The organism is Streptomyces sp. NPDC040410 (assembly GCF_055595715.1).
In genome coordinates this window covers 219,423-232,586 of the sequence record NZ_JBVIVK010000004.1, presented here as the reverse complement: position 1 = coordinate 232,586, position 13,164 = coordinate 219,423, and the positions used below count along the sequence as shown (strand labels likewise).

General features: G+C 66.0%; 20 protein-coding genes and 1 pseudogene. 18 read left to right on the top strand and 3 right to left on the bottom strand.

Going from position 1 to position 13,164, the window contains the following annotated elements; genetic code table 11:
- Positions 1-61 precede the first annotated feature (61 nt).
- Positions 62-529, top strand: a pseudogene (gene dcm, locus ACZ562_RS10850) (DNA (cytosine-5-)-methyltransferase); the annotation flags it as partial.
- A gap of 81 nt (positions 530-610) precedes the next feature.
- Here the strand turns inward: dcm and ACZ562_RS10845 are convergent.
- Entirely contained in the window at positions 611-847 is a 237-nt protein-coding gene (locus ACZ562_RS10845; protein WP_471176898.1) for a hypothetical protein, read from the bottom strand.
- Between the two features lie 408 nt (positions 848-1,255).
- On the opposite strand from ACZ562_RS10845, the gene ACZ562_RS10840 reads away from it, so the two are divergent.
- Genes ACZ562_RS10840 through ACZ562_RS10820 form a run of 5 tightly spaced genes read left to right on the top strand, consistent with a single transcriptional unit; the run spans position 1,256 to position 6,076 of the window.
- Complete coding sequence (locus ACZ562_RS10840) at positions 1,256-1,414, top strand: hypothetical protein (RefSeq protein WP_471176895.1); 159 nt, start codon at positions 1,256-1,258, stop codon at positions 1,412-1,414.
- Positions 1,415-1,433: 19 nt separating this feature from the next.
- Positions 1,434-3,380 carry a DNA polymerase gene (locus ACZ562_RS10835; protein ID WP_471176201.1) on the top strand — a complete coding sequence of 649 codons (1,947 nt, stop codon included), beginning with the start codon at positions 1,434-1,436 and terminating at the stop codon, positions 3,378-3,380.
- A gap of 4 nt (positions 3,381-3,384) precedes the next feature.
- Positions 3,385-3,753 carry a hypothetical protein gene (locus tag ACZ562_RS10830; RefSeq protein ID WP_471176199.1) on the top strand — a complete coding sequence of 123 codons (369 nt, stop codon included), beginning with the start codon at positions 3,385-3,387 and terminating at the stop codon, positions 3,751-3,753.
- On the top strand, positions 3,753-4,112 hold the full coding sequence (locus ACZ562_RS10825) for a hypothetical protein (RefSeq protein ID WP_471176196.1): 360 nt from the start codon (positions 3,753-3,755) through the stop codon (positions 4,110-4,112). Before ACZ562_RS10830 ends, ACZ562_RS10825 begins: the two co-directional genes overlap by 1 nt.
- An 11-nt stretch (positions 4,113-4,123) precedes the next feature.
- Positions 4,124-6,076, top strand: coding sequence for a glycyl radical enzyme family protein (locus ACZ562_RS10820; RefSeq protein WP_471176194.1), 1,953 nt, complete (start codon positions 4,124-4,126; stop codon positions 6,074-6,076).
- A 64-nt stretch (positions 6,077-6,140) separates the two neighbouring features.
- Here the strand turns inward: ACZ562_RS10820 and ACZ562_RS10815 are convergent, their stop codons facing one another.
- Together ACZ562_RS10815 and ACZ562_RS10810 are read right to left on the bottom strand one after the other, a co-directional pair.
- The gene (locus ACZ562_RS10815) at positions 6,141-6,923 is read right to left on the bottom strand and encodes a hypothetical protein (RefSeq protein WP_471176191.1); all 783 of its coding nucleotides are present in this window, start codon (positions 6,921-6,923) and stop codon (positions 6,141-6,143) included.
- 4 nt (positions 6,924-6,927) lie between these two features.
- Positions 6,928-7,416: a hypothetical protein gene (locus tag ACZ562_RS10810; RefSeq protein WP_471176188.1), complete on the bottom strand. Its 489-nt coding sequence runs from the start codon at positions 7,414-7,416 to the stop codon at positions 6,928-6,930.
- Between the two features lie 244 nt (positions 7,417-7,660).
- On the opposite strand from ACZ562_RS10810, the gene ACZ562_RS10805 reads away from it, so the two are divergent.
- From ACZ562_RS10805 to ACZ562_RS10750, 12 genes are all read left to right on the top strand, one after another.
- Positions 7,661-7,843: a hypothetical protein gene (locus tag ACZ562_RS10805; RefSeq protein WP_471176186.1), complete on the top strand. Its 183-nt coding sequence runs from the start codon at positions 7,661-7,663 to the stop codon at positions 7,841-7,843.
- Positions 7,844-8,063: 220 nt separating this feature from the next.
- Positions 8,064-9,125 carry a P-loop NTPase family protein gene (locus ACZ562_RS10800; RefSeq protein WP_471176183.1) on the top strand — a complete coding sequence of 354 codons (1,062 nt, stop codon included), beginning with the start codon at positions 8,064-8,066 and terminating at the stop codon, positions 9,123-9,125.
- The gene (locus ACZ562_RS10795; protein WP_471176180.1) at positions 9,122-9,280 is read left to right on the top strand and encodes a hypothetical protein; all 159 of its coding nucleotides are present in this window, start codon (positions 9,122-9,124) and stop codon (positions 9,278-9,280) included. Before ACZ562_RS10800 ends, ACZ562_RS10795 begins: the two co-directional genes overlap by 4 nt.
- Positions 9,261-9,566 (top strand): hypothetical protein, encoded by a 306-nt coding sequence (locus tag ACZ562_RS10790; RefSeq protein ID WP_471176178.1) that lies wholly within the window; start codon positions 9,261-9,263, stop codon positions 9,564-9,566. Before ACZ562_RS10795 ends, ACZ562_RS10790 begins: the two co-directional genes overlap by 20 nt.
- Positions 9,566-9,907, top strand: a complete 342-nt coding sequence (locus ACZ562_RS10785) for a WhiB family transcriptional regulator (protein ID WP_471176175.1) — start codon at positions 9,566-9,568, stop codon at positions 9,905-9,907. The genes ACZ562_RS10790 and ACZ562_RS10785 overlap by 1 nt, the downstream gene beginning before the upstream one ends.
- Positions 9,871-11,040: a PD-(D/E)XK nuclease family protein gene (locus ACZ562_RS10780; RefSeq protein WP_471176173.1), complete on the top strand. Its 1,170-nt coding sequence runs from the start codon at positions 9,871-9,873 to the stop codon at positions 11,038-11,040. The genes ACZ562_RS10785 and ACZ562_RS10780 overlap by 37 nt, the downstream gene beginning before the upstream one ends.
- Before the next feature lie 25 nt (positions 11,041-11,065).
- Entirely contained in the window at positions 11,066-11,302 is a 237-nt protein-coding gene (locus ACZ562_RS10775) for a hypothetical protein (RefSeq protein WP_471176170.1), read from the top strand.
- Positions 11,290-11,511 (top strand): hypothetical protein, encoded by a 222-nt coding sequence (locus ACZ562_RS10770; protein WP_471176168.1) that lies wholly within the window; start codon positions 11,290-11,292, stop codon positions 11,509-11,511. The genes ACZ562_RS10775 and ACZ562_RS10770 overlap by 13 nt, the downstream gene beginning before the upstream one ends.
- Positions 11,498-11,695 (top strand): hypothetical protein, encoded by a 198-nt coding sequence (locus ACZ562_RS10765; protein WP_471176165.1) that lies wholly within the window; start codon positions 11,498-11,500, stop codon positions 11,693-11,695. The genes ACZ562_RS10770 and ACZ562_RS10765 overlap by 14 nt, the downstream gene beginning before the upstream one ends.
- Positions 11,696-11,712: 17 nt before the next feature.
- Entirely contained in the window at positions 11,713-12,498 is a 786-nt protein-coding gene (thyX, locus tag ACZ562_RS10760; RefSeq protein WP_471176162.1) for an FAD-dependent thymidylate synthase, read from the top strand.
- A 19-nt stretch (positions 12,499-12,517) separates the two neighbouring features.
- On the top strand, positions 12,518-12,988 hold the full coding sequence (locus ACZ562_RS10755) for a hypothetical protein (protein ID WP_471176159.1): 471 nt from the start codon (positions 12,518-12,520) through the stop codon (positions 12,986-12,988).
- Complete coding sequence (locus ACZ562_RS10750) at positions 12,985-13,143, top strand: hypothetical protein (RefSeq protein ID WP_471176157.1); 159 nt, start codon at positions 12,985-12,987, stop codon at positions 13,141-13,143. Before ACZ562_RS10755 ends, ACZ562_RS10750 begins: the two co-directional genes overlap by 4 nt.
- Positions 13,144-13,164 lie beyond the last annotated feature (21 nt).

Genomic DNA, 13,164 nt, shown 5'->3' with positions numbered 1-13,164 from the left:
CCCACCTGTACCCCCTCTCCTCCGGGTGGGGAGCGGCCACCCCGCTCTCTAAGGAACACGCATGCCGATACTCGGCCTGTGCGCGGGTTTCGGCGGCCTGGAAATCGCGGTCAAGGAACTCACGGGCGAAGACGTCGCCTACGTAGCTGAGATCGACCCGTACGCCTCGAAGATCCTCGCGCACCACTATCCCGACGTCCCGAACTTGGGGGACATCACAAGCATCGACTGGACCGAACTCATCGGCCAGGTCGACGTCATCTGTGCCGGTTTTCCGTGCACCGACATCAGCAACGCCGGCCACAGGAAGGGCATCGATGGCGAGAAGTCGCGAGTCTGGTACAACGTCGCCGCAGCCGTTCGCACAATTCGACCGCGACTCCTCTTCCTGGAGAACGTCGCCGCCATCTCCCGGCGAGGACTCGACCGAGTACTCGGGGACCTGGCCGAGATCGGGTATGACGCGCGGTGGACGTGCCTACGAGCTTCCGAGGTTGGAGCCGCACACCGACGTGACCGATGGTTCTGCGTCGCCTTCCCCTCTGTTCCCGACACCGAAGGCGTCGGACCTGCCGGAGGCAGTGCACCGCAGGAACAGCCACGGCTCGTACTACTTGCCGGGGGTGGTGGTCCGGATGACGGGCGAGGAGCCCCCACCACCGCGGCCGAGGAGCACGGCGGCCCAGAAGGACATGCCGCTCCTGCCGACCCCGCTCGCGCGGGACTGGAAGGCGGGAACGGGGGCGCCGCACGGGAAGATGAGCCGACCGCTGAGCGAGGTAGCGCTGCTGCTGCCGGCGGAGCCGCTGCCGCTCCTTCCGACACCTCGGGCCAGCGACGGTCCCAAGGGCGGACCGAACCAGCGCGACAGCAGCGGAAACTACACCTCGTTGCCGGGAGCGGTGACGCACCTTCTGCCGACCCCGCTGGCAGCCGATTCCCGATCGTCGGCGAGCTGGAGCGCGGACGGGAGTCCGTACACGGAAACGCGTGCGCGCCCGACACTGACGGATGCGGTGAGGCACCTGCTGCCGACGCCGACAGCCCGCGACGGCATGGGCGGAGCGGGACACGCCCCCAGCTCGACTGGGGGGATGAACCTGCGCACCGTCGTCACTCTCCTCCCGAGTGGTGGGGAGAGTACGCACCAGCCATCCGCCGTTGGGAAACCGTCATCGGAGTCCCCGCGCCGTACCCGACCGAAATTGGGACCCGAGGCGGACGCCGCCTGACGTCGGCCTTCGCCGAGTGGCTCATGGGCGTCCCCGAGCGCATCACCTCGGTGCCCGGCATCAGCCGCTCACAGCAGCTCCACAAGATCGGCAACGGCGTGGTGCCCCAGCAGGCGTACACGGCCTACCGACTGATCCTCATCGAGCTTCTGCTCACCGACCCACTCCAACTCGCAGCCTGAACCGGAAGGACCACGAGACGTGCGTGACGTCATCCTCACGATGGCAGACCTCGAAGAGGCCGTCGCGTACTTCGAGCGGTTCGACGAGTTCGTCATCGACATCGAGACCGTCGGTGAGCACCGTGGCGTGCCGGTCGCCAACGAGATCCTGTGGATAGCCCTGGCCACCCACGGCCGTGCGGTCGTCATCCCGATGGGTCACCCCAACGGCGACCACCTGATCTCGAAGGCGACCTGGCGCAAGAACAAGACGACGGGGGAGCGGGAGACCGTCCCCGCCGTGTGGAGCGCTCCGCCCAAGCAGCTCCGCCCGAGCCAGGTCTTCAAGGCGCTGGAGCCCCTGATCTTCTCCAGCCGGCGCAAGGTCGCCCACAGCGCCACCTTCGACCTCGGCTCCCTCGCGAAGTACTACGGGGGCAGGATCCCGCCCAAGCCCTACGGATGCACCCTCGTGGGGAGTTGGCTGCTCGATGAGAACCGCCTCAACGGCCTGAAGTCCCTCGTCGAGAAGCGCTACAAGCACAAGTACGACACCGAGAACGTGGGCAAGGAAGTCGAGAAGTACGGCTTCGGCACGGTCGCCCGCTACGCCTACCTCGACGCCAAATACACCTGGCTGCTGTGGCGGGCCATGTGCGGCGACCTGGTCGAGCAGGACCTCTCCCGCATCATGGCGCTCGAACTCGGCGTCACCGAGGTCCTGCTCGACATGCACCCCACGGGTGCCCACATCGACGAGGACCGGCTCCTGGAGCTGGAGCACGAACTCGTCATCAAGCTGGAGGAGATCAAGACCCGGCTCTTCCGGGCCGCCGGCAAGGTCTTCAACGTCGGCTCCCCGCCCCAGCGCCAGGACATCCTTTTCGGGCCCAAGTCCAAGGGCGGCCAGGGCCTCAAGCCGATCAAGCTCACCGACGGCGGTAAGGCCAAGAAGCGTAACGGCGAGAAGCCCGGCTTCCGGGACTGGAGCACGGACGCCGAGACGCTGGAGACGTACCCAGAGAACGAGGTCTGCCGGATCCTCCTGGAGTACGCAGAGGTCGACAAGCTCCTCTCCACGTACGTCTACGGCTACCTCGGCAAGGCCAACCAGCCCCGACGCATCTTCAACGGGCGCATCCACCCGATCTTCAAGCAGTACGGCGCCCGCACCGGCCGCTTCTCCTGCTCGGCTCCGAACCTCCAGAACGTGCCGAGGCCGGGCACCGAGCTGGGTACCAAGGTCCGCAGCCTGTTCGTCGCACCCAAGGGACACAAGCTCCTGGTCGCCGACTGGGGCCAGATCGAGCTGCGCGTCCTCGCGCACTACCTCGGCCGCGGTGCCCTCTACGAAGGCTTCCTGGCCGGCGTGGACGCCCACACGGCCACCGCAGCCCTCGTGTACGGCGTCGCCTGGGAAGACGTCACCAAGGAGATGCGCCAGGTCGCCAAGGGCCTCAACTTCGCGATCGTGTACGGCGCCGGCCCCGAGACCGTCGCGGCCATGGCCAACATCCCGGTGCGCGAGGCCGAGCGCATCATGGCCGTCCACGAGCAGCAGTTCCCGGAGATCTACGAGTTCAAGAAGTCGGTCGTCGCGACCGTCCGCAAGCGCAAGACCCACGACCTCACCACGCTGCTCGGCCGCAAGCGCCGGCTGCCAGAGATCGTTTCCAACCTGGGCTGGCTGCGTTCCAAGGGCGAGCGCCGTGCCGTCAACTCCCTCATCCAGGGCTCCTCGGCCGACCTCATCAAGCTCGCCATGATCCGGCTCAACAAGTCGATCAAGGAGAGCGGCCACACCGGCATCAAGCTCTCCCTCACCGTCCACGACGAACTCGTCGTCATCTGCCCGGAGGACCAGGTCGACGTCGGCTCCAAGATCCTCCAGGAGGCGATGATCGGCGAGGGAATCCAGCACCTCATCAATGTTCCCCTCACCGCGGACGTGGCCGTCTGCGACCGCTGGTCCGACGCCAAGGATTGAGAAATTGAGAACGATTCCCTTTGAGGTCCTCAAGGCCGAACTGGCGCAGGACCTCAACGCCGGCCGAGCAGAAAACGAGCTGCTCGTCAAGAGCGGACAGGTCGGTCGCAGCGAGGAAGTGCTCGAAATGGAGCAGCTCGAATCCGCTGAGCGGCTGGAGGCAGTTGAGCCACTCTTCCCGCTGCTGGCGCTGTACGGCGCACTCATCACCGACATCCTTTTCGGGGGTATCCTGGACACCTCTGATTTGGATGACGACCCGGCTGAGTATTCGGCGTTCCGCACGGACTATCAGGCCATTCTGACCGCCTCCGTCATCGCGGTGATCTCCAACCTCCAGGACAAGGGCCTCATTCAAAGCGGAGTGGTGTAGTGAGCAACTTCTGGAACAAGCACCTCGGCGCCCCTGCGCCCGCTTACCAGCCGCCGGCACCGATGCATCAGCAGCCGGCGCCGCAGTATCAGCCTCAGTACGAGCAGCAGGCCCCGCCGCCACGGCAGGCCACGCACGCCAGGAATTCCGAGATGTGCCCGGAATGCGGCGGCAGCAACTACTTCGCCATCCCCACAGAACCTCGGGCCGGCAAGCGCTGCTACGAATGCGGCTACCCCAAGCTCCACAGCACCTCCGGGCTCAACATCAAGTCCGAGGGCAAGGCAACCCCTGCGCGACAGACAGCGGCGAACAAACAAGGCGGATTCTCGATGACGATCGTCGGCCGCCTCGGATAACCGGAGAGCAATTGAGCACCATCCTCAACCCGGACGGAACCCTCCAGGACCCGTACCGGAACTACATCGCCCTGTCCCGATACGCGCGCTACCTCGAACTCGACGAGCGACGGGAAACGTGGGCGGAGACCGTCGACCGGTACTTCAGCTTCATGACCAAGCACCTGGCGGAGAAGTTCGACCATCGCCCGGACAAGGACCTGCTCTACGCGATGCGGCACGCCGTGCTCCACCACGACATCATGCCAAGCATGCGCGCGGTCATGACGGCCGGCCAGGCGCTGGAGCTGTCCAACATCGCTGGCTTCAACTGCTCCTACCTCCCGTTGCAGGACCTGCGCGCCTTCTCCGAGCTGCTCTTCATCCTCATGAACGGCACAGGCGTCGGCTACAGCGTGGAACGGCAGTACGTCGACCAGCTCCCTCCCGTGCCAGCCGACATCCGCGCGGACCCCGAAGGCCGCGTGCTCGTCGTCGAGGACTCCAAGCTGGGCTGGGCGGAGGCGTTCGACGAGCTGCTGCGCATGGTCTGGCTCGACGGCCACGTGCCGGTCGTCGACTACTCGCGCGTACGGCCGGCCGGCGCCCGTCTCCGGACCTTCGGCGGCCGTGCCAGCGGCCCCGAGCCACTGGAGGACCTGTTCACCTTCGCCATCCAGCTCCTGCACGGCGCGAAGGGTCGGCGGCTCCGGCCGATCGAGGCGCACGACCTCGCGTGCAAGATCGCCTCCGTGATCGTGGTCGGCGGTGTCCGGCGCTCGGCGATGATCTCCCTGTCCGACCTCTCCGACCAGGAGATGGCCGAGGCCAAGTCGGGGGAGTGGTGGGTCGAGCACTCCTACCGCGCGCTGGCCAACAACTCGGCCGTCTACCACGACGGCATGGACCGCCAGGCGTTCGACATGGAGTGGGCCAACCTCGTGGCGTCGGGCTCCGGTGAGCGAGGGATCTTCCACCGCGGCGCCGCCCAGCGACAGGCGGCCAAATACGGACGACGTGACGCAGATGTCGTGTACGGGACAAACCCGTGCAGCGAGATCATTTTGCGTCCGTTCAGCTTCTGCAACCTGAGCGAGGTCGTGGTCCGCGAGGACGACACCGAGGACACGCTCGCCCGCAAGGTCGAGCTGGCCACAATCCTGGGAACCTGGCAGAGCACCCTGACCGACTACCCCTTCCTCCGGGACGAGTGGCGCGAGAACGCCGAGCGCGAGCGCCTCCTGGGCGTCTCCCTCACAGGGTTCTTCGGCTCCGACCTGCTCGTCACCCAGCCGGCTGAGAAGCGCAACGACCTGCTCGACGAGCTGCGGGAACTGGCGACCGCGGTGAACGCCGTCTACGCCGACGAGCTGGGCATCAACCACTCGCACGCCATCACCTGCGTCAAGCCCTCCGGCACCGTCTCCCAGCTCACCGGGGTCTCCTCGGGCCTGCACACCTGGCACAGCGAGTACTACATCCGGCGCGTCCGGGCCGACAAGAAGGACCCGCTGTCCCAGCTCATGCAGACCTACGGCGTGCCGTGCGAGGACGACGTCATGAGCCCCTCGAACAACGTCTTCTCCTTCCCGATCAAGGCGCCGGCCGGCGCGATCACCCGCGACCAGATCACCGCGGTCGACCACCTCAAGCTCTGGCTCGACGTCCAGCGGCACTGGTGCGACCACAAGCCGTCGGTGACCATCTCGGTGCGCAACGAGGAGTGGGGCGAAGTCGGGGAGTGGGTGTGGGCCCACCTGGACGAGATCAGCGGTGTGAGCTTCCTGCCCCACTCGGATCACACGTACCAGCAGGCCCCGTATGAGGAGTGCTCGCGCGAGGCGTACGAGGAGCTGCTGGCTCGCATGCCGGCGGACATTCACTGGGAGGACCTGCCCTTCTGGGAGATCGAGGACTCCACGACGGGCAGCCAGGAACTGGCGTGCACGGCCGGCGCGTGCGAGGTCGTCGACCTGGTCGCCTGACCGCCGTCACACAGAGGGGCCACACCCGATGCGGATGTGGCCCCTCTGTCCTGCCTGGTGGTAATCAGCAGGCTCGCTGGCTCCTGGCTGGCATGTGAGGGATGAGGATCCCGCAGCCGAAGGCCAGTGCGCCGCACACCGAGAAGACGGTGGCCGTCTCCGTGCCGTGGAACGGCAGAACCAGGTGGTTGTGTGCAGCGGAAGCGACGGCGACCAGGCTCATGGTCGCGTAGATGATGCCGAAACCGCCGGCGCTGGCTGCGGACCAGAACCCGAGGCGCACCCGCAGACCCAGCTCACGGGCCCCCAGCGCGAGGAACGTGAACCCGGCAGCGATGACCACGGAGGCGAGGTCGACGTAGCCGAAGTAGGTGTATGCGTAGGTGATCGGCCGGTCGCAAAAAGGGCCCCCCATGGCGACGTCGTGCACGAGGAACACCAGGCTCGTGCCTGCGTACCGGCTGGCGTCCGCTCCCTGAGCGAAGAGCGTGGTCATGAAAGCAAGGGTGGCTGAAGCAACGGAACAGGTAGCCGCCAATGCGCCGCTGAAGGAGGGCCCACGGAAGATCCACCAGGCCAGCATGATCATGACGCAGGCGAGGAACGCGACCACAGCCGTGCTGGATATGAAGGTGGCCAGGCCGACCACTGTGGCCGCCGAGAACGGCTTGACGATCAGTGGGTCCGCGAACGCCATGGCTACGGTGGCCAGAGCCATGCCGGCGGCTGCTAGGCCGGTACCCACCATGTGCGTGCGACTGTCCGCCTTGCTGCGCACACGTCTGAGCAGTTCGAGTGTCGCCAGGATTCCGAGGATCAGTGCGGCTGTGTAGAACAGGGACTTCACGGGACTAGGGCTCCAGGGACTGCGCAGCGCGTCGGGCAGCCTCCGATCTGCGGCGCCTGCCAGGACGTCTGGATTCATCTGTCGGTAGGGGAGGGGTCTCCTCCGCCGGCTTGCCTGCTGCCTCGACCCTCGCCTTGACGTGGGCGATGACGGCCGCACGGTCCTCCGCAGGTAGGCGCTCCATGTCCTTGAGCATTTCGCGGATGTCGGGGTCTCCGAACATGCGAACCGCAGGCAGATCTGTCACATCGTACATGGAAAAGAAGAAACCGGGCGAAATGCCGAAAGCACTGGCCAAAGCCTCCAAGGTGTCCAAGCGTGGGTTGTCGTTGTCGCCCTCTGCGGTCTTGCCGACGGTCGTGTGCGACAGGCCCTTGCTTCCGTCTCGCTTCGTGGCGGCCGATAGTGATCGGTCGCTCCACGGACGCCCGTCAGGGTCGGGCGTGTGAGCCATCAGCCAGGACACCTTCGCGCCCAGGGATCTGCTGCTCAAGTGGTCGTCTCCCCCCTGGTCGGCGGCCGGTCATGTCCGCCGTTGTAACCCAGAGCCAGTTTTTGGATCACCGCAACCTACCCCGTTCCCTTACGTTGTCCAGTGTTTGGAAAGTTTAGTTGACATTCAGCCAGGGGGCCCCGCATGCTCGATACACGGACGTTGACCGTCGGGATGTGCGCCGGCTGGTCCCCCCGTAGGCGGGGTGCGGTCTGCGACGTCCGCAGCGGGGCATGGAGCGAGCATGGACATCGACGGTGGGCTGGGACTTCGAGTGCCGGCATCAGTGGCAGAGCTGATGGATGACGCGCTCACGAGTGAGACTCTCGCACGACTCGTCGAGGATGGCCTCGTTAAGTGCATGGTGCATCTGGGTACCGGCATGGTCACCTACCGACTCGCCGCCGAGGTCGCGTCCGTCGTATAGCTACACAGTCGTCCCTGCCGCCGTTCCCCCCCTCGGCGGTACGGGGCCAGCCCCCGGTCATCACCCCCCTGGTGACCGGGGGCTTTTGCGTTCCCGGAGCTGTGATCAAGCCGTGATGCTCATGACCAACTCGACTCCCTGTCTCTGATCTGGGTCGACACCTAATCTCCTACTTGAGCAACAAGTTCGACGAACTTGTGGAACAAGAAGGGGGGTCCCTGTGGCGCCGTCAGCCGAGGCACTGGCACTCATGGCCCAGCTCAACAAGAAGTACGGGCCCGAGACCATGATCATGGCCTCTCAGATGCGGCAGATGCCGCCGTTCGCCTCCGGCTGCCTGCCGCTCGACATCATCCTCGGGGGCGGGTTCCCGGCGAACAAGTGGACCGAGATCATCGGCTTCGAGTCGTCCGGCAAGACCACCGTCGTGCACAAGACCATCGCCCACCAGCAGGCCAAGAACCCCGAGTTCAGCACCCTGTGGATCGCGGCCGAGGACTACGACAGGGAGTGGGCCCAGCAGCTCGGCGTCAACACCGACCAGGTCATGGTCGCGGAGATCCGGGCCATGGAAGAGGCGTACGAGGTCATGCTCGAATTCGCCGCCTCCCGCTCGGTCGACGCCATCGTCCTCGACTCCTACCCGGCCCTGATCCCCTCGGAAGAGGACGCCAAGGCCATGGACGAGCTGACCGTTTCGGCCGGCGCCAAGGTCAGCAACAAGTTCTGGCGGAAGGCCGGCAAGGCGTCCAAGCGGAGCCACCTCACCGACGAACGTGCCTTCATGGGCATCGTCATCAACCAGTGGCGAGAGAAGGTCGGCGGCTTCTCCCCGCAGGGCACCCCCAAGACCACGCCCGGTGGCATCGGCAAGAACTTCGCGTACTGGACGCGGCTCGAAGTCTCCCGCGCGGAGTTCCTCGACGAGCCGATCCCCGGCAAGGGAAAGGCCCGCGTCGGCCAGGCGATGAAGCTCAAGACCGTCAAGCACAAGGCCGCCGGCCCGCAGAAGACGGCTGAGACGCACTTCTACTGGACGGACTCGCCCTCGCGCGGCATCTCCGCCGGCTCCTGGGACGTCGTACGCGACCTCATGACCTGGGGCGTCTACTACGACGTCATCCGGCGCCGCGGCAGGTACTTCGACTTCGCCGACCGCACCTGGGACACCAAGGACGCGATCATCGACGCCCTGCGAGGCGAACTCGACCTCCAGGACGATGTCGCCGCAGCCGTCCTGCACGCCGCCTTCACTCCTGAAGAGCTGGAGTCCGCAGCGTGATCGCCGGCCTCGCCGCTCTCGCCTTCGCCGAAGCGGTCTACATCCTCTTCGTGTCCTGGCGGGCCAGCCGCTATCTGCGGCGCAAGTCCGACGAGATCGACCAGCTCCTCGACATGATCCGAAAGAGGCTCACAGGTGACGAACCGGGGCCTTAAAAGATCCCAGAAGCAGGAAAAGGGACTGGCGACCAAATACGACGGCAAGGTCAGCCCCGGCTCGGGAAACGGCTGGATTCACAAGAACGACGTCCGCAACGACACGTTCTCGTTCGAAGCCAAGACCACCGAGAAGCGCCAGTACACGCTCAAGCTCGACGACCTCAAACTCGCTGAACAACACGCACTGCTCTCCGGGAGAGAAATGGTCTTCGTCATCGAGATGGGAGGGAGGAACTGGATGGTGCTCTCCCAGGAAACCTTCGACACCATCCTGGAGACCTAGTGGCACTGTTCTCCCGATGCTCGGCCCCCGACTGGACCGGCGGCGACGACCCCGAATACGAGGCGAAGTGCCGCAAGTTCCAGACCCCCTCGCGCGACAACGACCCGTGGTTCGACGACCTCCGGGAAGCCGCCGCCATCTGTAACGGGGACACCGACGGCAACATCTGCCCGATGCGCCAGCGCTGCCTGGACTGGGCCATGAAGAACTGCGAACGGTACGGCGTCTGGGGCGGAATGCTCCCCAACGACCGAGCCAAGCTCCGCAAGAAGTACCGCAACCAGAAGAAACCGGAGACGTGGCCATGGCAGCCCCCAAGCGAAAGGCTCCCCGAGCCGTAAAGCGCCGGGCCCCGATACCCACCAACCTCTCCGATTTCCTCGCCGAGAAGCGGGGAGCCGGCGAAGAGAACTTCCTCGGCACCGTCCGCACCCACATCGTCGAGAAGAACAAGGCCGACAACTCCCGCCGGCAGGACATCATCCACCCCTCGGAGATGGCCAAGTCCGACTGGTGCCCCAAGGCCACGTTCCTGCGGATCTCGACCGGCATCCACCACAAGCAGTCCTTCGGCTTCCAGAGCCTCAACATCTTCGACACCGGACACGAGTCGCACCGCAAGTGGCAGAACCGGGCCTGGGACATCGGCTGGCTGGAGGGCACGTTCAAGTGCCTTCACTGCTGGGTCACCTGGTGGGACCGCAGCCCCAAGAACTGCCCCACACCGGACTGCAAGAGCAAGGCCCTGGAGTACGCCGAGGTACCTCTGTCCGCCGAGGGCACCCACCTGATCGCCGGCCACAGCGACGGCATGCTCACCCCGGCCCGGAGCCTGCTGGAGATCAAGACCGTGGGCGAGGGGACGGTCCGCTACGAGGAGCCCGAGCGGCTCGCCAAGTACAAGGTCAAGCTCCCCGACGGCCGCGACATGGTCGACCTGCCGGCCATGTGGTCCAGCATCAAGGTCCCCTTCCCCAGCCACATCCGCCAGGGGCAGATCTACCTCTGGATGGCCAGGAACCGGGGCCTCGACGTCGACCGGATGACCTTCGTCTACGAGTCGAAATTCAACCAGGACGTGCGCCAGTTCGTCGTCCGCTTCAACCCCGACATCGTCGACCCGCTCCTCGAAACGGCACTCGACATCAAGGAGCGGATCGAAGCCAAGAAGGACGCCCCCGACTGCGTCAACGGCGACGTCTGCAAGCAGTGCAAGCCCTACCAGGAGAGCAGCGATGGCGAGGAAGCCCCTCGACGAGGACGACGACAAGCTCTCGACGAGGACGACGCAGAATCTCGGCCGCCGCGGGCTGAAGATGCGGAGCAGGCCCGAGGACGACATGCCGGATCTGCCGGCGAACCTCACGGAGCTGAACGACGACAAGCTGATGGAGCTGTTCGTCGAGCTGACGAGGTGGGCCGAGTACGCCGGAACACAGCTAGCGGCAGCCGCGGTCGACGAGAAGGCCGCTGAAGCCCACCTGGAGCGGTGCAGGGCGATGGCCGCAGTCAAGGCCAAGCACGAGAAGTCCGTGACAGCCCAGAAGGCCGCAGCCGCCTCCGACGAGGACGTCCTCGAAGCGGATGACGAGTACCGCCAGACCTACGCGGTCCGAAAGCTCACCGAGGCCATCTACAGCGGCGCCGACCGAAAGGCCGCCGTCGTATCCCGAGAACTCACCCGGCGCATCGGCCGGAGCGACCGAGAAAGCAGGGCAACACGATGGGCCGCCTGAACCTCCGCCGGCTGCTCGCCACCGTGCTGACGGTCATCGCCAACGGGTGCGCGGCCGGCGCCGGAGCCATCCTCGCGCTCGTCACCGTCGGCGCCATCACCTGGACGCCGCTCCTCTTCGCCTTCGTCACCGCCGCCGCGTTCGGCTTCAGCATCGCCGCCGAGATCGTCGAGAACCCGAAGAAAGGCCCGAAGCATGCAGCCCGTTGACCAGGGCCAACTCTGGCTCGACAAGCAGTCCAAAGGCGAGCGCGTCGTCTACATCCAGTCCGTCACCCCGAACTTCGGGGGCTACGCGAACTGCATCTCCTACAACTTCGCGAAGAACACGCGCAGGTACACGCAGATCAAGCTCGCCGGCTTCCAGAACCAGTTCCGCTGCCTCGCCACCTGACCCCGGAGCAACAACCCGTGCCCATCCCCGTCACTCCCACCGTGCGCATCATCAGCCGGCCGAATCTCGACCGCGAGGAGCTGAACCGCTACCTGGCGGAGATCGGCGGCCAGGACTGGTCAGCCCAGCGCACCGACTACAACGACGCCGAGGACCTCATCGAGGTAGCCGGCCGCACCTGCTACCGCTCTTTCGCAGCCGGCCTGAACCCCAACGTGACCCGCGTCCGCACCGACCCCGAGGCATACCTCGGCAACATCGTGGAGCACCGTCACGGCAGCGTCCTGGAGCACGCCCAGTACACGTTCATCCTCCAGAACGTCTCGCGAGTCTTCACCCACGAATGGGTGCGCCACCGGCAGGGCGTCGCGATCTCGCAGGAGTCACTGCGGTACGTACGCCTGACGGACCTGCCGTTCTGGTACCCCGAGTGGGCACAGAACGACCCGGAGCTGATCAGCCGCGGGCAGCAGCTCCTCACCGCGCTGGAGGACTTCCAGACGTGGATGGCGGACCACTTCCAGCTCGACGTCGCCGGGGTGCCCTTCCACGAGAAGAAAGCCAAGACCAGCTTCATGCGGCGCTTCGCTCCGGAGGGCGTCGCCACGGTCCTGGTCTGGTCGGCCAACATCCGCACCCTCCGCCACGTCGTCGAGACCCGCACCGACGAAGCCGCAGAGGAAGAGGTGCGCCTGGTCGCCAACCAGATCGGCGAGCTGATGGCCACCGAAGTCCCCGCCCTCTTCGCCGACTACGTCATCGACGACACGGGCGCCTGGCTCACCGACAACCGCAAGGTCTGACCTCCACGAAAGGCAACACATGGCCGGCCTCTTCGAACCGATCCTCGACATGCTCCCCACCAAGGCCCGCGTCGCCCCGGACGTCCGCAGCCGGGTCTACAACATCCACTTCGCCAAGGTCGACCCCAGCAGCGGTGCCGCCATCCACCAGGGCAGCCTCAACACCAACCGACGCATCGTCGACTACAGCTCCCCGAGCTTCATCCACGAGCCCGTCCTCACCCTCACCCGCCAGGAGGTCACCACCCTCCACGAGGAGCTGGGCAAGTCCCTCGGCAAGACGCCGGACGCCGCCCTCCAAGAGCAGCTCAAGACCGCCAACAGCGACCTGGCCGCGGCCCAGCAGGAGCGCGACGACGCCCGCAACCGCAACCAGGTACTCATCCAGGAAGCCGGCCGGCACAAGAACGAGCTGCGCGACGCCCAGGCCCGCCTCGCCCAGGTCTCCGAGATGTACTCCAGCCTCCTGGACCGGCTGAGCAGCAAGTGACCCTCAGCCCCGCCCCGCACGCCACCCGATGCGCCTGCGGCCGGCACATCGAAGCCGACGAGTACGCGGGCCAGGTCGACGGCCACACCGTCTGCGAAGTCTGCGCGGCCCCCGACTGGGACGACGACTACGCCAACGCATTCGACTACCTCTGACATCACCACCCGGAGCACCCA